The following is a 17,871-nucleotide window of genomic DNA, read 5'->3' on the forward strand; positions in this document are numbered from 1 at the left end:
TTATCGGTCTGTTATCAAAAGTTGACTACCGCACTGCCACTTCTGCTAGCGTGAGCGGCGTCAGAGCGGACCCTTCCTTCGGGATGACCCGGGGCTGCCATGACCCCAGCTGCATCACATTCAAGGAGGAAGTACATGCGCTCACAGATGAAGACGCGCTCCCGTTTGGTTCTCACGGGGGTCGCCGTCCTCGCGTCGGTCGGCCTGCTCGCCGGCTGCACCGGTTCGAACGACGACGCCCAGAATGTCGTCGATCAGGGCACCAGCGCCGAAGAGAACGCCGCCACCGGCGACACCGTCACCATCGGCTTCTCCGGTCCCGCCGCCGACCACGGGTGGCTCGGCGCCATCAACTCCGGCGCCCTGGCCGCGGCCGAGAGCTTCCCCGACGTCGATCTGCAGGTCGCCGAGGGAACCAACGACGTCAGCGCGCAGATCGCCGCCGTCGAGACCTTCATCAACAACAAGGTCGACGCCATCGTGCTGCTGCCCAGCGACGGCGCGGCCCTCACAGAGGTCGCGATCAAGGCGATGAACGCCGGCATCCCGGTCATCAACGTCGACCGCGAGTTCTCCAGCCCCTTCGCCGCACGCTCGACCGTTCTCGGCGACAACTACGGGATGGGCGTCAGCGCCGGAACCTACGTCTGCGACCAGCTCGAGGGCAACAGCAGCGCTGTCGTCGCCGAGATCGCCGGCATCGACTCCCTCCCGCTCACGCAGGATCGTTCGGCGGGCTTCGCCGACGCGCTGTCGGACTGCGGCCTCGAGGTCGGTCCCCGCGTGGCCGCGGACTTCACCGTCCAGGGCGGGGAGTCGGCGACATCGCAGCTGCTCTCGGCCAACCCGAAGATCGACGCCATCTGGAACCACGACGACGACCAGGGCATCGGCGTGCTCGCCGCCATCACGGCCTCGGGCCGTGACGAGTTCTTCATGGTCGGCGGCGCCGGGAGCCGCAACGCCATGGAGGCGATCGAGGCCGGCGACACTCCCCTGCAGGCGACCGTCATCTACCCGTCGACGCAGGCGGCCGACGGCATCGCGCTCGCGCGCCTGATCGCGCAGGGCAAGACCGCGGGTGACCTCATCACCCCCAGCGTGCCCAACCGCATCGTGCTCGACGCCCCGGTCGTGACGAAGGACAACGTGGCGTCCTTCATCGATCTGTCGTTCGAGTCCTGATCGGTTCGGGGCGTCCACGGTCGCCGTGGGCGCCCCGTCCTCCATCCCCCACAGAAAGACCCTCATCGTGACCCAGCACCTCCGCATCGCCATGATCGGCGCGGGATTCATGGGCGCCGCGCACTCCCAGGGATGGCGCGTCGCACCCCGCTTCTTCGATCTCCCCCTCGCCCCCGAGATGAGCGTCCTCGTCGGACGCGACGCCGCCCGCACCCGGGCCGCGGCCGACACCTGGGGGTGGGCCGAGAGCTCGACCGACTGGCGCGAGGTGCTCGAACGCGACGACATCGACGTCGTCGACATCGTCACCCCCGGCGACTCCCACGCCGAGATCGCCATCGCCGCGCTTGCGGCGGGAAAGCACGTCCTGTGCGAGAAGCCCCTCGCCAACACCGTCGACGAAGCCCGCCGCATGGCCGAGGCCGCGGCATCCGCTCAGCGATACGGCATCCGCTCGATGGTCGGCTTCACCTACCGACGCCTGCCTGCGACCACCTTCGCCCGCGATCTCATCGCGACCGGCCGCCTCGGCGACATCCGTCAGGTGCGCGCCGAGTACCTGCAGGACTGGCTCAGCGACGCCGACGCGCCGCTGACGTGGCGCCTGCAGAAGGATCGCGCCGGCTCCGGGTCGCTCGGCGACATCGGCGCCCATGCCGTCGACATCACCGAGTTCATGACCGGCTTGAGGGTGACGCGGGTGGCGGGGCTGCTCGAGACGATCGTGTCGGAGCGCCCCGTGCTGGACTCCGCCTCCGGCCTCTCCGGCTCGGCCGGCGCCGGGCGCGGCGCCGTCACGGTCGACGACCTCGCCCTCTTCACGGGTCGGCTGGAGAACGGCGGCCTCGCCTCGTTCGAGGCCTCGCGATTCCGTCTCGGCCGCAAGAACGCCCTGCGCGTCGAGATCTCCGGCTCCCTCGGCTCGCTGTCGTTCGACCTCGAGAGTCCCAACGAGCTGCAGTTCTACGACGCCACGCTGCCCGCGACGGAGCAGGGGTTCCGCCGCATCCTCGTCACCGAACCCGAGCACCCCTACGTCGGCGCCTGGTGGCCCACCGGTCACATGCTCGGCTACGAGCACGGCTTCTCGCACCAGGCGAAGGACTTCGTCGAGGCGGTCGCGGCCGACGAGGATCCGCGCCCGTCCTTCGCGGACGGTCTCCACGTGCAGGAGGTCCTGGATGCCGTGGCCCGCAGCTCCGACGCGGACGGGGTCTGGACGGGCGTCGAACCCTCCCTCGCACCGTCGACCGTTCCCGACCGCGCGTACGCGGCATCCTGAAACATTCCCCGTTCCCTTCCGATGAGAGGTTCCCCGCGATGACGCGACCGATCACCCTGTTCACGGGCCAATGGGCCGACCTGCCGTTCGAGGAGGTGGCCCGACTCGCCGGCGAGTGGGGCTACGACGGCCTCGAGATCGCCTGCTGGGGCGATCACCTCGACCCCTGGCGCTGGGACGACGAGCAGTACGTCCAGGGCAAGCTCGACGTGCTTCAACGCCACGGCCTGAAGGTGTGGACGATCTCCAACCACCTCAAGGGCCAGGTCGTCTGCGACGACCCCATCGACCAGCGCCACCGCGACATCGTGTCCGACCGGGTGTGGGGCGACGGTGACCCCGAGGGCGTCCGCCGGCGCGCCGCCGAGGAGCTGAAGAACACCGCCCGCCTGGCTTCCGCGCTGGGGGTGAAGACGGTCACCGGCTTCACCGGGTCGAGCATCTGGAAGTACGTCGCGATGTTCCCGCCCGCCACCGAGGAGATGGTGGATGCCGGGTACCAGGACTTCGCGGACCGGTGGAATCCGATCCTCGACGTCTTCGACGAGGTCGGCGTGCGCTTCGCCCACGAGGTGCATCCCTCGGAGATCGCCTACGACTACTGGACGACGAAGCGGGCGCTCGAGGCCATCGGGCACCGCGAGGCGTTCGGGCTGAACTGGGACCCCTCGCACATGGTGTGGCAGGACATCGATCCGGTCGCGTTCCTGTGGGACTTTCAGGACAAGATCTTCCACGTGCACTGCAAGGACACGAAGAAGCGTCTGTCGAACGGCCGCAACGGCCGCCTGTCGTCGCACCTGCCGTGGGCGGACCCCCGTCGCGGCTGGGACTTCATCTCCACCGGCCACGGCGACGTCCCGTGGGAGGACGCCTTCCGCATGCTGAACGCGATCGGCTACGACGGTCCACTGTCGGTCGAGTGGGAGGACGCCGGCATGGACCGCCTGGTCGGAGCGCCCGAGGCGCTCGGCTTCGTGCGGAAGCTGTCGTCGTACGAACCGTCGGGGGCGGCGTTCGACGCGGCGTTCAGCCGGCGCTGATCGGTGCGAGCAGCCGGAAGCGAAGAGGAGGGCCGGGCGCGTGAGGCGTCCGGCCCTCCGTGCGTCCGCGGCCGCCGCGGAGGAGGGATGCCATCGGGTGGGGTCGTCTCCGCTGCGAACAGCCCGCCCCGCGGCATGCCTGTTCTGGACGCGTGCCCCGCGTCAGACGCGCAGGCCGCGGAGCACCAGATCACGGACACCCGCGGCGGGCAGCGACTCGACATCGGGAAGCAGCGCGGAGTCGCTGCTGATGATCATCGGGGCGTCCGCGCGCGAGGAGGGCAGGCGCCCGTGGGTCCCGCGCACGCACGTGGGATCGAGTGGTACGGTGCTCATCGCATAGCGCAAGCCGAGCTTCTTCTTCACGAGGTTCGCTCCCGCCTTGGCCTTCGCGAGGCGGTCGGCGGGGTCGAAGAACAGCTCGGCGGGGTCGTAGCCGGGCTTGCGATGGATATCGACGCCCCGGGCGTACTCGGGCGCGCGAGCGTCGTCGAGCCAGAAATAGTAGGTGAACCACGCCCCCGGCTCGGCCACCACGACGAGCTCGCCGGCGCGCTCGTGATCGAGGCCGTAGCGGGCCTGCGCCTCACGGTCCAGCACGTCGTCGACCCCGTCGAGCCCCTGTAGCAGTGAGCGGACGCGCGGAAGGTCGCCGGCATCCGGAACGTAGACGTGCGCGACCTGGTGGTCGGCGACGGCGAACGCACGTGAGGTCCAGGGGTCCAGTTGCTCCCGCCCGTCCTGCACATACACCTCGAGCAAACCCTCACGGCGCAGCGCACGGTTGATGTCGACCGGTCGCGAGGCCTCCTCGATGCCGTACTCCGACACGGCCAGCACCGAGTAGCCGCGGTCGACGGCGTCGGTCAGCAGCGGCGCGATGGCGTCGTCCAACTCCCGCGCGGCGCGGTCGGCCTCCGGCGCATTCGGGCCGAAGCGTTGGAGGTCGTAGTCGAGGTGCGGGAGGTAGGCCATGGCGAGATCGGGGGACGGCCCCCAGCGCCCGGTGACGAGGCCGCGCGTCGCCTCGGCCAGCCACGCGCTGCTGCGGATCGTGGCGGTGGGCCCCCAGTACTGGAACAGCGGGAACTCCCCCAGCGCCCCCACGAGCTGGTCGTGCAGGACCGCGGGGCGGACGTACGCGTCGGGGCTCTTCCGCCCGTCGGCGTGGTAGATCGGCCGTGGGGTGACGGTGACGTCGGTCGTCGCCCCCATCGCGAACCACCAACCGAGGTTGGCGACGGTGAGCCCGGGTCGCGCGCGGCGCGCGGTGTCCCACACTTTCTCACCCGCGACCAGCTTGTTGTGCTGGCGCCAGAGCAGGGGGTCGCCGAGACCGCGGAAGTACCAGCCGTTGCCGACGATTCCGTGTTCGCGCGGCGCCAGCCCGGTGAGCATGGTCGACTGAACGCTGCATGTGACCGCCGGGAGGATGGTGTCGAGCCCCATCTGCCCGCCGACGCGTCCGATCGCGCTCAAGCGGGGCATCGAGGCGAGTGCGCGCGGAGTGAGGCCCACGATGTCGAGGAGGAGGACTTTGCTCATGCGCGGGTTCCATCCGCGGCGGTGGCGGCCGCGGCCCCGGCGAGTGCGCGCGGAAGGTTCTCGAGCGCCCAACGCAGTTCGGCGGCGATGCCCTCCACGAGGGTGCCGGGTCGCATCTGGTCGGGGAGCACCGACCACGTGTACGTCTCGACGTCGAGGTGCGCCCGGTCGCCGTCGGGGGTGGACAGCACCGCCTCGACGGCAGCTTCCAGGACCTCAGTGGTCGCGCGCAGGGGCGGCGCGGGACGGGCGTGCAGGGGGATGTGGACGTGCACCCGCCACGCGCGATCCCTCGGCCACGCCTCGGCGGCGTCGAGGACCTCGGGCAGGTCGTCGGCTGCGCGGGTGCCCCCGGCCTCGCGCACCTGATGCACGTAGCGTTCCTCGGCGAAGGGACGGAGAGCGGCTTCCGTGCGGGGATCCGAGGGGTCGGGCACCTCGAGGGCCACGGAGGCCTGCACCTTGACCACCCTGATGCCGGCCGCCACCGCGGCGGCGACGGCCTCGGCGGGAGGGGCGAACGAAACGGCCAGGTGGCACGTGTCGAGGCACAGGCCGATCCGGCCGTCGGCGATGAGGCGCGGACGCGCGCTCAGCCAGGCGACGATGTCGGCGACGTCGTCGAGGATGCAGCCGGGCTCGGGCTCGATGGCCACGCGCACCGTGCGCCCCGTCTCGCGCTCGAGCGCGGCGAGTCCGTCGACGAGTCGGACGAGCGAGGCCTCGGCGGCGTCGTCGTCGGCGGAGCCCCACCCATCCCGCCATCCCAGCGGGAGCGTGGAGATACTGCCGTCCGCGCTGTCGGGCAGGAGCGCGGCGAGCACGCGTGCGCAGTCGAGCGTGTAGTCCAGGCGTTCTCTCGTGGTCCAGTCGGGGCGGTAGACCGCGAGCTTGACGACGTCGTCGTGGAACCCGCGGTAGGGGAAGGCGTTGATCGTGCGCAGCTCGAGGCCGTTGCGCTCGAGTGCGGCGGCGAGCGTCGCCCGGGCCTCGCCGTCGCGCGCGAGGAGCGACGCCGTGCCGACGGGTAGCCACAATCCCACGCCGAGACGGTCGAGACCCGCCTCTCGCCGCACCGGGCCGGCATTCTCGTCGAGCTGGCGGACGATGCCGGGCAGGTCTTCCGCCGGGTGGACATTGGTGCAGTACGAGAGGTGCATCACGCCCCCTGACGCGTGGCCGTGCCGCGCAGAACCGAGTTGCCCTCGAACACGTCGGGGCCCTGGTTCGCCGGGGCGAACCCCTCGATCGGGTCGGTGTTCACCCGACCGCTCTGCGCGTAGAAGTCGCGCGGGTTACGCCACAGGATGCGGTCGACGTCGTCGTCGCTGAAGCCGGCGTCGAGCATCGCGAGGCCCGTCTTGGCCGTCTTGAGCGGGTCGGATCGGCCCCAGTCGGCCGCGGAGTTGACGATCACGCGGTCGAGGCCGATGCGCTGCATGATCGCGACCACACGCCGCTCGTCCATCTTCGTGTCGGGGTAGATCGAGAAGCCCATCCACGCCCCGCTGTCGGCGACGGCATCGACGCAGGTCTCGTTGAGGTGATCGACGAGGACGCGCTCGATCGGGATGCCGGACTCGGCGACGACGTCGAGGGTACGCTGCGTGCCCACCGCCTTGTCACGGTGTGGGGTGTGCACGAGGACCGGCAGGTCGAACTCCATGCCGAGGGCGAGATGTCCGCGCAGGATCTCGTCCTCCTCGGGGGTCATCGAGTCGTATCCGGTCTCGCCGACGGCGACCACGCCGTCTTTGGCGAGGTAGGTCGGCAGCTCGGCCATGACCTCGCGGCACCGTGGATCGTTCGCTTCTTTGGGGTTCAGCGCGATCGTGCAGTGGTGGCGGATACCGAACTGCGCGGCGCGGAATCTCTCCCAGCCGATCAGGGCGTCGAAGTAGTCGAGGAAGGACCCCACGCTGGTTCGGGGCTGACCGAGCCAGAACGCCGGTTCGACGAGGGCGCGGACGCCCGCGTCGTACATCGCCTCGTAATCGTCGGTCGTGCGGGCGGACATGTGGATGTGGGGGTCGAAGATGCGCATGTCAGGCCCTTTCGGCGAGGAGGTGATCGGTGGAGCGTGAGAGGAGAGCGAGGTCGGCCGGCACGGAGCGGCCCGCCGCCCGGCGTTCCTCGGCGAAGCGCGCACCCATGGCGGCGAGCTCGTCGTCGGCGCGTTCGGCGAGGCCGGCGACGACGACGAGCGGGATGCCGAGGAACACGCACTTGAGCACGCCGTGGCGCCACGCGGGGTCGTCGAGGTGCGCGGCGGCGAACCGGCCCAGGGCGGCGGCGACGAGACGGGTGTCGTTGGCGCGGAGGGCGTCGACGACGAGTTCGAGGCCCGCTTCGCGCCAGCCCGGGGACGGCGCGGCGAGCGCGTCGAGACCGCGCAGCACTCCCCGGCGCTCCGCATCGTCACCCCGGCGGTACAGAGCGCGGACCACATCGGGGTCGGCTCCGGAGTCGGCGAGTGCCGCGACGATCGCGGCCCGCGACACGTCGTCGGCGGTGGGGGCGAACGGCTCCGGTGACAGCGGCTCTCGCCCCACCTCGCGTCCGGCCGAGGCGAACAGGCGCGCCGCGCGGGCGGCATCCGTCTGCACCGCCTCGACGGCGCGGGTGGTCCAGGGGTGGGGCACGGGCGTCGGAAGAGCGGAGGGTCGCCCCGGAGCGACGGCTCCTCCCTCGTTCGGACCTGCGGCGACCGTGCGAGGCGGTGTCTCGGACGCCGCGAGCAGCGCCGCCATGCTCGCACGGGCGAGCTCGGGGGCCGCGTGGGCGTGACGAGGCAGTTCGACGGCCACCACACCGCGGTAACCGATCTCGCGGAGGACGGCGAGGGCCGCGGGCAGGTCGAGCTCGCCGTCGCCGAAAGGGAGGTGCTCGTGGGCACTGGGGAGCATGTCGTCGGCCTGGACGTTGCACAGCAGCGATCCCGCGGCGCGGAGGGCGCCGACGACGCCGTCGGGTTCGACGACGACGCAGTGACCGAGGTCGACGGTCACGCCGAGGGCCGCGGGATGACCGAGGCGAGCGCGCACGGCCAGGGCATCGGCGACGGTCTCGACGAGCATCCCGGGTTCGGGCTCCAGCGCGAGGGTCACCCCCGCTGCCGCGGCATCCGCGGTCAAAGCGAGGAGGCGCTCGTCGAGCAGGACGCGCGCCGCCTCGGTCGAGACGTCGTCGGGCACCACGCCGCTCCACAGCGACACGCAGTCGGCGTCGAGGATCGCCGCGATCTCGATCGCCCGACGGAGGAAGTCCATGCGCGGCCCCGCCTCGCGGTCGACGAGGGTCGGACGGTGCTTGCGGAACGCGTCGAGCAGATAGCGCGTCCCGGTCTCGACGACGACGCGCAGCCCCCGGCGGCGCAGATCGACCGCGAGGGCCTCGGTCTGCTCACGCCAGTCGGCGGCGAAGGGGTCGAGATGGGGATGCCCGAGCGTGAGGGCGACGGCACGATAGCCGTGGTGCTGGAGCACATCGAGCGCCGAGGGAAGCGGGTGGTCGGTGAAACCGTTCGTGCCGTAGCCCCAGGTCCAGTCCACGCTCATGTGATGTCTCCTCCGGATCGGCGGCGTCCGAGGAGGCGGCCCGCCCCCTCGACGCCGAGAAGCGCTGCCGTGGCGAGGGGCGCACTCGCGCGAGCCGCGAGGGCCGACTGCAGGGGCACGACGGAACGGATGCCGGCCCTGGTCGCATCACGGGCCTCGGCCGCGCCGGGTCGGCGGGCGACGGCGATCTGCCCGGGGAGCACCGCGGCGAGGTAGCGGGTCGCCCCCAGCAGCGCGGCGGGGCGATTCGAGCGCCCGACGAGAGTGGACACCGCGACGGCGACGCTGGCCCCGACCGCGGCGACGCCGGTGCCACGCGTGGAACCCGAGACCTCGCCCCGCGAGACGGCGGTGACGGCCACCGTGTGCACGGCCACCGCTCCCGCGGGAAGCAGCGCCGCACGCCAGCCGGGCCCCGCGGCGCCCAGGACCACGTCGAGTCCGCGGCACACGGCCATGGCCACCGGCCCCGCGGCCGTGGGCTTGAGCACCACGTCATAGGCCCAGAGCGTGGTCGCGAGGACGAGCGACACCATGCCCGACGCGCGGCCCGCCGCGAACGCTGCCCCCACCCCGGTCACCGTCAGCCCCGCCCCGACGGCGAGCGCGCGCCGACGACTGAGACGCCCCGAGGGGATGGGGCGCTCCGGCCGCTCGAGCGCATCGAGGTCGGCATCCGCCCAGTCGTTCACGGCCATGCCCGCGCTGTACAGGCAGACCGACGAGGCCGCGAGCGCCGCCCCGCGCGCCGCTCCGCCGGCGCCCGGACCGCGCGCGGCGAGCGCCCCGATGAGCGCGTCGCCCAGCACGGTGAGCGACGCGGGGGCGCGGACCAGGTCGAGGTAGTCCGCGACGCGCGTCACGGCGCGGCGACCCGGGCCGCCGCGACGGCGGCGGCGGTCTCGTGCACCCAGGCGACGAACTGCGCGGTCTGGTCACCGAAACCATGCACGTCGCTGCCCCACGGGTCTTTGAAGAAGCAGCCCAGGGCGGGCACGACCCCCGCGTGGCCGGCGCGGGTGGCGAGCGAGAGCGAACGGACCAGGTCGATCACGAGCGGGGCGGCGAGGGCGGAGTCGTATGCGCTCCAGGTCGTCTGCAAGGTCACGCGACTGCCGAGGAAGCCGGTGGCGTTGACGTGGTCCCACGCGGTCTTGACGTCGCCGAGGTCGGGGACATTGTCGATGTGCAGAGGGGCCACGACGTCGTCGCCGACGAGGGCGTGCAGTCCGCGGTTCTTCGACACGAGCTTGGAACGCACCGCCTCGGGGTCGGCCAGGGTGGCCCCGTCACCTCCGCCGAGGAGGTTGGTACCGGCCCAGGACTGCACACGGAACCCGCGCGCCGCGAACATCGGAGCGAGCACCGTGCGCAGCAGCGTCTCGCCGGTCTTCCCGTCCTGACCGGCGTAGGCGATGCCGGCGCGGTCGGCGCGCTCGCGCAGCACGGGGAGCGTGAGCGACGCGGAGGGGGTGAAGGCGGCATAGGCGGCGCCGGCCGCGATCGCGGCCAGGGCCGCGCGCGAGCTCGGCGGCAGAACCCGCACGCCGGGCGTGGTGAGGGCGGTCTGCAGCAGATCGTCGTCGTCGAAGCAGGGGTGGTAGGGCGGCAGCGGCTCGGTCGACGAGACGTCGATGACGACGACTTCGCGCAGGTCGTGCCGGTCGCGGAAGTCGATGATGTCGGCCGCGAGCAGATCGATCTCCTCCTGCTGCGTGGTGGTGAGGGTCGGCACGGGACGCAGGTTCTCCTCCGTCTCGCGCAGGCGGCCACGCGTCGCTTCGACGAGGGCGGCGGGGAACATTCCGCCCGCGGCGAGTTGGGCCGCCCGCTCCTCGAGCGGGGTCGTCGAGATGTCGTGGCCGCCGACGACGATCCCGCCGATCGCGGGGAACTCCTCGACCCGCACGGCGTCGGTCTCGGTGGTGAGCCCCACCGGCGCCGCCGCACCGAGGGCGAGAGCGTGGATGCCGAGGGTCGCGGTGGTGGCGAGGGAGCCGCGCGCGCCGATGAACCAGGCGCCGACCTCCGGGGCGTGGGGGGTATCCGAAGTGTTCACTCGTGTGGTCCGTTCTTCGTTGAGGGACGTGATGGCCGGGCGCACACGACGGCACGGCCCCGGGGTGAGGGGCCGTTCGAGCGGGGCGCTCCGAGGGGGATGGAGGGCGACCCGGGGTGGTGAGGGGGTACTCGTCGTCGAGGTGTCCTGGCTCTTCCGACAGTATCCGGGCTTTTGCGGAATGGCAACCAAAAGATGCTTCGTGCGTATGCAGAAATCGCTCAGCGAACAGCAGGTGCGCCGCGTCGCCCGGAACGCCCGTCGTCCGAGCCGGTGAGCGCTCAGCCGCGGCGGGCGAGCTCCCTCAGCACTGCCGCCTCGACGGCACGCGACGACTCGACCCCCGCCGAACGGCCCTCGCCGTTCATCCGTCGTCCGTGAGGGGGCGCGGTTCAGCCCCGCGCCGGCAGCCGCCGGTCGAGCCACGCGAGGAGGTCGGCGCGGACGGCATCCTGCTCCCGTTCCGCGAAGATCTCGTGCCGCGCGCCCGGATAGACCAGCGTCGTGACGTCGGTGAGACCCGACCGGTCGCGGTAGGCGTCCGCCAGCCGGTGGACGCTGCGCGGACCGCCCACGGTGTCGTCGCGACCGACCATGAGCAGTATCGGCACGTCGTGGCCGAGATCGCGCCGCGGCCGACCGAAGAGCTTGGCCGCCTCGAGGGGTCCGAAGAGCTTCATCAGCGGCTCCGAGGTCGTCAGGGGGTCGGCGACGAAGTCGCGGCCCACCTGCTCGTCGCTCGAGAGCCACTCCATCCCCGACCCGCGCACGTGCTTCCACGGGGCGTTGAGGTCGCCGGCGTTCAGCGCCCCCGGCCAGCGGAGGGCGGACCCGCTCAGCACGACGGCGTCGTAGGCGTCCGGATGCCGGTCCAGCAGCATCTGCGCGAGGAACGACCCCCACGAGTGGCCGAGGAGGACCAGCGGCAGGTCGGGATGCGCCTCGCGGATGAGCTGCGTGAGGGTCCACACCGCGTCGCGCGCGGCACCGAGACCGCCGGGGCCGAGCCGTCCGAGCCGCCGGTGGTCGCCGGCCCACTGGCGGAGCCCGGTGCGCCCGTGTCCTCGATGGTCGTCGGCGTAGACCGTGTAGCCGTCGGCGACGAGGGCGTCGATGAGAGCGCCGTAGCGACCCGCGTGTTCACCGACGCCGTGCAGCAGCTGCACCACGGCCCGCGGCTCGGCGGCCTCGTGGACGTCGTAGACGATCGGGATGCCGTAGGCGTCGACGAACTCGGGCATGCGCCGAGTTTAGGGGCGACGCGTGCTCGAGGTGCGGCCGGAACGCGCGGCAGCGCGGCCGCGAAGCGCGGCATCCATTCCGTTAGCAAGACTAATGAGCTACCCTCGAAGGCAGGAACATGAATGATCGCGTCGACGAATCCCCCCTTCCCGACCTGAGTCATGACTTCAGCGCCGCGGCCTCCGAGCTGCGCATGGCCACGTTCCGTCTGGCCCGCCGCCTCCGGGCGCAGCGGGCCGTCGACACCATGAGCGACGGGCAGTTCGCCGTCCTCGCCGCGCTCACGGTGCACGGTGCGCACACGCTCGGCCAGCTGGCCGATCGTGAGCGCGTCACCGCCCCGTCGATGAACCGGACGGTGTCGTTGCTCGAGGAGGCGGGCTACATCAGCCGCATCCCCGACGAGGTCGATCGTCGCCGCGTGACGATCGACCTCACCGACTTCGGGCGCACGATCGTCGACGAGACCGTCCGACGCCGTGACGCCTTCGTGGAGGAGGCCCTCGCCGAGCTCTCCCCCGAGGAACGCGACACGTTGGCCCGCGCCGCGGTGATCATGAGGAAGGTGGCCGACAGATGAGCTCGTCGATGTTCCGGTCGCTGTCGATCTTCAACTACCGCGTCTGGTTCATCGGCGCCCTCGTCTCCAACGTCGGGGCCTGGATGCAGGCGACGGCCCAGAACTGGGTCGTGCTCACCCAGCTGACCGACAACGACGCGGCCGCCATGGGCGTGACCATGGCGCTGCAGTTCGCGCCACCGCTCCTGCTCGTGAGCGTGACGGGGTGGGTGGCCGACCGCTTCGACCGCCGCAAGCTCATCATGTGCACGCAGTCGGCGCTGCTGCTGCTGGCCGTGACCCTCGGCATCCTGTTGCTGACCGGCGTGATGACCCTGCCCATGATGTTCGGCTTCGCCCTCGCGCTCGGCGTCGTGACCGCGTTCGACAACCCCGCCCGGCAGGCGTTCGTGTCCGACGTCGTCGCCCAGGAGAACGCCTCGAACGCCGTCGCCCTGAACGCGGCGTCGTTCAACACCGCACGCCTGATCGGTCCGGCGGTCGCGGGCGTCATGATCGTCGCGATCGGCACCGGGTGGGTGTTCCTCGTCAACGCGTTCACGTTCCTGGCCATGATCACCGCCCTGCTGATCATGCGACCCCACGAGCTCGTGGTGCACCACCGCCGGGGCGGGCCCGCGCGGCTCGCCGACGGCTTCCGCTACGTCGCCCACCGGGCCGACCTCGTCGTGATCTTCGTCATGGTGTTCCTGCTCGGCGCGTTCGGCATGAACTTCCCGATCTTCGCCTCCACGATGGCCCTCGCCTTCGGGCGCGGCGCCGACGGCTTCGGCCTGCTGAGCTCGTTCGTCGCGATCGGCTCCCTGACCGGCGCCCTCCTGGCAGCGCGCCGTGAACGCGCCCGTATGCGCGTGGTGATCCTGGGCGCGGGCGGGTTCGCCGTGGCATCCGCCCTCTCGGTCTTCGCCCCCTCGTACGAGACGTACGCGGCGACCCTCGTGCTGACCGGCTTCTGCGTGGTGACCACCCTGACGACGGCCAACGGCTACGTGCAGACGACGACCGACCCCGCCCTGCGCGGGCGGGTGCTCGCGCTGTACATGGCGATCCTCCTCGGCGGCACCCCCGTCGGCGCCCCCATCGTCGGCGCCGTCGCCGCCGAGTTCGGCCCGCGTGCCGCCATCGCGCTCGCGGCCGGCGTCGCCCTCGTCGCGTGCGGCATCGGTGTCACGTGGACCCTCGCCTCGGGGCGCGTGCACCGGCACGACACGAAGCGCTTCCGCCTCACCGTCGACGAGACACGGCCCATCGCCGTCGTGAACCCCGAGCCCGAGGACTTCAGCGACGAGATCGCCGGGACCACGCCCATCCCGCTCCCGCCGGGCGAACGATCGGCCCTCCGCCCGCGCCACGGCGCCTGATCTGCCGCGCCGCGCGCTCCGCGGCCCCCGCTCGCCGGAGGCGATCCTGCCGCCCCGGTCGGCTGCACCCGACGGCGCGGACAGGGGACAGGGGATCCACCGACCCGCGAGGGACACCCGCCGGCGAGGCTGGAACGGATCGGCGCAAGCCCTTTCCCTCGATAATCTAGCTAGATAATCTAGCTACATGAACGAAAACCCGGACGGGCGCCGCTGGGCGGGCCTCGTCTTCATCAGCATCGCGGTCTCGCTGATCATCGTCGACTCGACGATCGTCAACGTCGCCGTGCCCTCGATCGTGGAGGAACTGAAGATCTCCTCGACCGAGGTGCAGTGGGTCCAAGAGGCCTACACCCTCGTCTTCGCCTCGCTGCTGCTGGTCTTCGGCAGCCTCGCCGACCGGTTCGGTCGACGACGGCTCATGCTCCTGGGCGTCGTCGTCTTCGCCGTCGCGTCGATCGCCGCCGCCCTCGCGCCGACCGGCGGTCTGCTCATCCTCGCCCGCCTCATCCAGGGCGTGGGCGGGTCGATGATCCTCCCGACGACGCTGTCGATCATCAACGCCACCTTCCGCGGGCGCGAGCGCGGCATCGCCTTCGCCGTGTGGGGTTCCACGATCGGCGGCATGGCGGCCGTCGGCCCGCTGCTGGGCGGCTGGCTCACCACCGCGTTCTCGTGGCGGTGGGCGTTCGGCATCAACATCCCGCTCGGACTGCTCATCGTCATCGGCGTGCTGTTCACCGTCGCCGAGTCGCGCAGCGATCGCGTCGAGCGCATCGACGGTGTGGGTGCGCTGCTGTCGGTGCTGACGATGGCCCCGCTCGTCTTCGGGCTCATCGAGGGGCGCACCTACGGATGGTGGACGCTCGATTCCGCACCGACGATCGGCGACTGGACCTGGCCGCTCGCCCTGTCACCGGTTCCCCTGGCCTTCGGACTGGCCCTCGTCGCCCTCGTGGCGTTCATCGCGTGGGGCCTGCGGCGACAGCGCCGCGGAGAGCCGACCCTGCTGGCCTTCGGGTTGTTCCGCATCGCCTCGTTCCGCAACGGCAACATCGCCGCAGCCGTCGTCTCGCTCGGCGAGTTCGGCATCATCCTCGCCCTCCCGCTCTGGCTGCAGTTCGTCGTGGGCTTCGACGCGCTGCAGACGGGCCTGCTGCTGCTCTCCCTCGCGATCGGCTCGTTCGTCGCGAGCGGCATCGCCGGGGCGTTGAGCGGGCGCGTCGCCCCGGTCTGGATCGTGCGCGGGGGCCTGCTGGCGGAGATCATCGGCGTCGCCGGGGTGGCGTTCACGATCGGCCCGGATGCCACCTGGGGCCCGCTCATCCCCTTCCTCTTCGTGTACGGGGTCGGTGTCGGCCTCGCCACCGCGCAGTTGACCGGTGTCGTGCTCGCGGAGGTGCCCCCGTCGGCCAGCGGGCAGGCGTCGGGCACCCAATCGACCTCGAGGCAGCTCGGGGCGGCCCTCGGCGTCGCCGTGCTCGGGACCGTGCTCTTCTCGACCACGGCGGGGGTGCTGGCATCCACCCTCGACGATCGCGGCATCCCCGCCGCCCAACGCGACCAGGTCGTGTCGCAGGTGGTCGACAGCGCCGGCGCGGCGATCGCGGGCCTGGCCGCGTCGCCCGAGACGCAGGACCTCGCGATCAATGCCCGCGCCGCGTTCAGCGACGGCACCCGCGCGGCCGCCTTCACGGCGGCGGGCTTCCTCGTGCTCGGGCTCGCCTCGACGGCGACGCTCGGGGCGGGCGCGCGGCGTCGCGAGGGCGCGGAGGAGAGGATCGACGAGAGGGCGTGAGCGCGTGGCGAGCTCGCCCGGCGCTCGCGGATCAGGCGTCGACGCCGGCGATCTCACGGAGGACGGCGAGGTGACTCCGCCACGCCGTGCGACCCTCCGCGGTCATGGTCAGGGAGGTGCGCGGCATCTTGCCCGCGAACGACTTCCCGACCGAGAGGTATCCCCCCGCCTCGAGCGCCGACACCTGCTTGCTCAGCGCGGAATCGGTTATCTCCACGGCATCGCGCACTTCCTTGAAGCTCAGGGTCGTCGCGCGGTCCAGGGCGGCCATGATCGAGAAGCGCACGGAGTTCTGGAGCAGGTCGTCGAGACGGTGCCGTGGATGCCGGGCAGCCGTGGTCATGAGCGAGCCTCGCGCGCCGCGCAGACGAGGGAGACGAGCAGGACGACTCCGGATGCCACGCCCGCGAGCAGCACGGACCCGTGCGCCCAGATGACGACGGCCAGGGCGATCGCGTAGGAGGCGAACCACGCGGCGATGTACGCGGTCCACCGACGACTGCGGGCGAACGCGGCACGCCCCTGGATGCTGATGACGAAGAAGAGCAGCAGTGCGAACGTCACGGCCAGGGTGCCGACGTAGGCGAGACCGAACGCATCGCCCGTCGCGAGGGCCATGGCGAAGGTCCCCATGGACGTCGCCACGCCCAGCGCCACGATGAAGGTGATGTAGGGCCAGCGGGTCGCGTCGTGAGCGGACCTGCTGAGGCGCTCCGCGCGGGCGAGGAGGGTTCGGGCTTCGGAAGCGGTGACCGCGGGGTGGGCGTCCATGGGAGTCCTTTCGACTCCTTCAGTCTTGCAAGTACTTTCCCTTATGGCAAGTACTTTCTCCCGATTCGTCGGCGATGCGGGGGAGGAGGCGAACTCCGCCCCCGCATCGCTCTCGGCTCGGACGTCGCGCGGTCGGTCAGACGCGCGCGTCGACCGCCTGGTCGCCGACCGGGACCAGGCGCGTGAGCTGCGTCACGTGGCGCGGCTCGAGCTCCTCGAGCGACGAGACGCCGAGCAACGTCATGGTGCGCTCGATCTCGCTCCGCAGGATCGCGATGGTGCGGTCGACGCCCTGACGTCCACCGGCCATCAGGCCGTAAAGGTACGCGCGCCCGATGAGGGTGAACTTGGCCCCCAGGGCGATGGATGCCACGATGTCGGCGCCGTTCATGATGCCGGTGTCGACCATGACCGTGGCATCCTTCCCGACCTCGCGCACGACCTTCGGCAGCAGGTGGAACGGGATCGGCGCGCGGTCGAGCTGGCGACCGCCGTGGTTGGAGAGCACGATGCCGTCGACACCGAGGTCGACCAGGCGCGCGGCGTCCTGGACGTTCTGCACGCCCTTGACGACGATCTTGCCCGGCCACATGCCACGGATGACGTCGAGGTCGTCGTAGCTGATCGTCGGGTCCATGGCGGCGTTCAGCAACTCGCCGACGGTGCCACCGGTGGTGCTGAGCGAGGCGAATTCGAGCTTGGGCGTCGTGAGGAAGTCGATCCACCACCACGGGCGCGGGATGGCGTTGACGATCGTGCCGACGGTGAGCTGCGGCGGGATCGAGAAGCCGTTGCGCTTGTCACGCAGGCGGGCGCCGGCGATGGGGGTGTCGACGGTGAACTGCAGGGTGTCGAAGCCGGCCTTGGCGGCGCGCTCGACGAGGCCGTACGAGATGTCGCGCTGCTTCATGACGTAGAGCTGGAACCAGTTGCGCCCGACGGGGTTGGCCGCCTTGACGCCCTCGATCGAGGTGGTGCCGAGCGTCGACAGGGTGAACGGGATGCCGGCGGCCGCCGCAGCCGACGCCCCCGCCGTCTCGCCCTCGGTCTGCATCAGGCGCGTGAAGCCGGTGGGCGCGATGCCGAAGGGCAGCGCCGAGGGGCCGCCGAGGATTTCGCACGAGGTGTCGACGTCCGCCGCGGGACGCAGGATGTCGGGGTGGAACTCGACGTCCTCGAACGCGCGGCGCGCCCGGTCGAGCGAGAGCTCGCCTTCGGCGGCGCCGTCGGTGTAATCGAAGGCCGCCTTCGGGGTGCGACGCTTCGCGATCGTGCGGAGGTCGGCGATCGTCAGCGCCGCGTCGAGGCGGCGCTTGCGCGCGTCGAGCTCGGGCTTCTTGAACTGCATGAGCTCGAGGAGCTCGCCGACTTTGGGGAGCTGTCGCTGCACCATGGAGATCTCTCTTTCGTGTGGTCTGACCACATAGTACGCCCCACCCTCGCGGGCG

16 protein-coding genes are annotated in these 17,871 nt (G+C 71.4%); 6 read left to right on the plus strand and 10 right to left on the minus strand.

Annotated elements, in window-relative coordinates:
- Positions 1-135: 135 nt before the first annotated feature.
- The 3 genes from AB0N80_RS00635 (at position 136) to AB0N80_RS00645 (ending at position 3,510) form a co-directional block, all read left to right on the plus strand.
- The gene (locus AB0N80_RS00635) at positions 136-1,185 is read left to right on the plus strand and encodes a substrate-binding domain-containing protein (RefSeq protein WP_315994447.1); all 1,050 of its coding nucleotides are present in this window, start codon (positions 136-138) and stop codon (positions 1,183-1,185) included.
- Between the two features lie 91 nt (positions 1,186-1,276).
- A complete protein-coding gene (locus AB0N80_RS00640; RefSeq protein ID WP_363389431.1) occupies positions 1,277-2,467 on the plus strand; it encodes a Gfo/Idh/MocA family oxidoreductase in 1,191 nt (396 codons plus the stop codon).
- 38 nt (positions 2,468-2,505) lie between these two features.
- Positions 2,506-3,510 (plus strand): sugar phosphate isomerase/epimerase family protein, encoded by a 1,005-nt coding sequence (locus tag AB0N80_RS00645; RefSeq protein ID WP_315994446.1) that lies wholly within the window; start codon positions 2,506-2,508, stop codon positions 3,508-3,510.
- 162 nt (positions 3,511-3,672) lie between these two features.
- Here AB0N80_RS00645 and AB0N80_RS00650 read toward each other — a convergent pair whose 3' ends face one another.
- The 7 genes from AB0N80_RS00650 to AB0N80_RS00680 form a co-directional block, all read right to left on the minus strand.
- Positions 3,673-5,055, minus strand: coding sequence for a nucleotide pyrophosphatase/phosphodiesterase family protein (locus AB0N80_RS00650; RefSeq protein WP_363389110.1), 1,383 nt, complete (start codon positions 5,053-5,055; stop codon positions 3,673-3,675).
- On the minus strand, positions 5,052-6,215 hold the full coding sequence (gene eboE / locus AB0N80_RS00655; protein WP_363576935.1) for a metabolite traffic protein EboE: 1,164 nt from the start codon (positions 6,213-6,215) through the stop codon (positions 5,052-5,054). Before eboE ends, AB0N80_RS00650 begins: the two co-directional genes overlap by 4 nt.
- Entirely contained in the window at positions 6,215-7,099 is an 885-nt protein-coding gene (locus AB0N80_RS00660) for a TatD family hydrolase (RefSeq protein WP_315994443.1), read from the minus strand. The genes eboE and AB0N80_RS00660 overlap by 1 nt, the downstream gene beginning before the upstream one ends.
- A 1-nt stretch (position 7,100) precedes the next feature.
- Positions 7,101-8,612, minus strand: coding sequence for an EboA domain-containing protein (locus AB0N80_RS00665; protein ID WP_363389104.1), 1,512 nt, complete (start codon positions 8,610-8,612; stop codon positions 7,101-7,103).
- The gene (locus tag AB0N80_RS00670; protein WP_363389101.1) at positions 8,609-9,475 is read right to left on the minus strand and encodes an SCO3242 family prenyltransferase; all 867 of its coding nucleotides are present in this window, start codon (positions 9,473-9,475) and stop codon (positions 8,609-8,611) included. The genes AB0N80_RS00665 and AB0N80_RS00670 overlap by 4 nt, the downstream gene beginning before the upstream one ends.
- Entirely contained in the window at positions 9,472-10,671 is a 1,200-nt protein-coding gene (locus AB0N80_RS00675) for an inositol-3-phosphate synthase (RefSeq protein ID WP_363576937.1), read from the minus strand. The genes AB0N80_RS00670 and AB0N80_RS00675 overlap by 4 nt, the downstream gene beginning before the upstream one ends.
- 392 nt (positions 10,672-11,063) lie before the next feature.
- Entirely contained in the window at positions 11,064-11,912 is an 849-nt protein-coding gene (locus AB0N80_RS00680) for an alpha/beta fold hydrolase (RefSeq protein ID WP_363389095.1), read from the minus strand.
- Between the two features lie 119 nt (positions 11,913-12,031).
- Between AB0N80_RS00680 and AB0N80_RS00685 the strand changes: the two genes are divergently transcribed.
- The 3 genes from AB0N80_RS00685 (at position 12,032) to AB0N80_RS00695 (ending at position 15,652) form a co-directional block, all read left to right on the plus strand.
- Positions 12,032-12,493: a MarR family transcriptional regulator gene (locus AB0N80_RS00685; protein WP_315994438.1), complete on the plus strand. Its 462-nt coding sequence runs from the start codon at positions 12,032-12,034 to the stop codon at positions 12,491-12,493.
- Positions 12,490-13,854 (plus strand): MFS transporter, encoded by a 1,365-nt coding sequence (locus tag AB0N80_RS00690; RefSeq protein WP_363576939.1) that lies wholly within the window; start codon positions 12,490-12,492, stop codon positions 13,852-13,854. Before AB0N80_RS00685 ends, AB0N80_RS00690 begins: the two co-directional genes overlap by 4 nt.
- Positions 13,855-14,041: 187 nt before the next feature.
- Positions 14,042-15,652 carry a DHA2 family efflux MFS transporter permease subunit gene (locus AB0N80_RS00695; RefSeq protein WP_363576941.1) on the plus strand — a complete coding sequence of 537 codons (1,611 nt, stop codon included), beginning with the start codon at positions 14,042-14,044 and terminating at the stop codon, positions 15,650-15,652.
- A gap of 31 nt (positions 15,653-15,683) precedes the next feature.
- Here the strand turns inward: AB0N80_RS00695 and AB0N80_RS00700 are convergent, their stop codons facing one another.
- From AB0N80_RS00700 to AB0N80_RS00710, 3 genes are all read right to left on the minus strand, one after another.
- On the minus strand, positions 15,684-15,995 hold the full coding sequence (locus AB0N80_RS00700; RefSeq protein WP_315994435.1) for a transcriptional regulator: 312 nt from the start codon (positions 15,993-15,995) through the stop codon (positions 15,684-15,686).
- Positions 15,992-16,423 (minus strand): chemotaxis protein CheY, encoded by a 432-nt coding sequence (locus AB0N80_RS00705; RefSeq protein ID WP_315994434.1) that lies wholly within the window; start codon positions 16,421-16,423, stop codon positions 15,992-15,994. Before AB0N80_RS00705 ends, AB0N80_RS00700 begins: the two co-directional genes overlap by 4 nt.
- A gap of 136 nt (positions 16,424-16,559) precedes the next feature.
- The gene (locus AB0N80_RS00710) at positions 16,560-17,816 is read right to left on the minus strand and encodes an alpha-hydroxy acid oxidase (RefSeq protein ID WP_363576944.1); all 1,257 of its coding nucleotides are present in this window, start codon (positions 17,814-17,816) and stop codon (positions 16,560-16,562) included.
- Between the last annotated feature and the right edge of the window lie 55 nt (positions 17,817-17,871).

Source organism: Microbacterium sp. NPDC089188 (genome assembly GCF_040685155.1).
In the GTDB taxonomy this organism is placed as follows: Bacteria; Actinomycetota; Actinomycetes; order Actinomycetales; family Microbacteriaceae; genus Microbacterium; species Microbacterium galbum.

Excerpts from the sequence above, each read along its gene's own strand:
- AB0N80_RS00635 (WP_315994447.1), top strand. The coding sequence starts at position 136 with ATGCGCTCACAGATGAAGACGCGCTCCCGTTTGGTTCTCACGGGGGTC.
- AB0N80_RS00640 (WP_363389431.1), top strand. The coding sequence starts at position 1,277 with ATGATCGGCGCGGGATTCATGGGCGCCGCGCACTCCCAGGGATGGCGC.
- AB0N80_RS00645 (WP_315994446.1), top strand. The coding sequence starts at position 2,506 with ATGACGCGACCGATCACCCTGTTCACGGGCCAATGGGCCGACCTGCCG.
- AB0N80_RS00650 (WP_363389110.1), bottom strand. The coding sequence starts at position 5,055 with ATGAGCAAAGTCCTCCTCCTCGACATCGTGGGCCTCACTCCGCGCGCA.
- eboE (WP_363576935.1), bottom strand. The coding sequence starts at position 6,215 with ATGCACCTCTCGTACTGCACCAATGTCCACCCGGCGGAAGACCTGCCC.
- AB0N80_RS00660 (WP_315994443.1), bottom strand. The coding sequence starts at position 7,099 with ATGCGCATCTTCGACCCCCACATCCACATGTCCGCCCGCACGACCGAC.
- AB0N80_RS00665 (WP_363389104.1), bottom strand. The coding sequence starts at position 8,612 with ATGAGCGTGGACTGGACCTGGGGCTACGGCACGAACGGTTTCACCGAC.
- AB0N80_RS00680 (WP_363389095.1), bottom strand. The coding sequence starts at position 11,912 with ATGCCCGAGTTCGTCGACGCCTACGGCATCCCGATCGTCTACGACGTC.
- AB0N80_RS00685 (WP_315994438.1), top strand. The coding sequence starts at position 12,032 with ATGAATGATCGCGTCGACGAATCCCCCCTTCCCGACCTGAGTCATGAC.
- AB0N80_RS00690 (WP_363576939.1), top strand. The coding sequence starts at position 12,490 with ATGAGCTCGTCGATGTTCCGGTCGCTGTCGATCTTCAACTACCGCGTC.
- AB0N80_RS00695 (WP_363576941.1), top strand. The coding sequence starts at position 14,042 with ATGAACGAAAACCCGGACGGGCGCCGCTGGGCGGGCCTCGTCTTCATC.
- AB0N80_RS00700 (WP_315994435.1), bottom strand. The coding sequence starts at position 15,995 with ATGACCACGGCTGCCCGGCATCCACGGCACCGTCTCGACGACCTGCTC.
- AB0N80_RS00705 (WP_315994434.1), bottom strand. The coding sequence starts at position 16,423 with ATGGACGCCCACCCCGCGGTCACCGCTTCCGAAGCCCGAACCCTCCTC.
- AB0N80_RS00710 (WP_363576944.1), bottom strand. The coding sequence starts at position 17,816 with ATGGTGCAGCGACAGCTCCCCAAAGTCGGCGAGCTCCTCGAGCTCATG.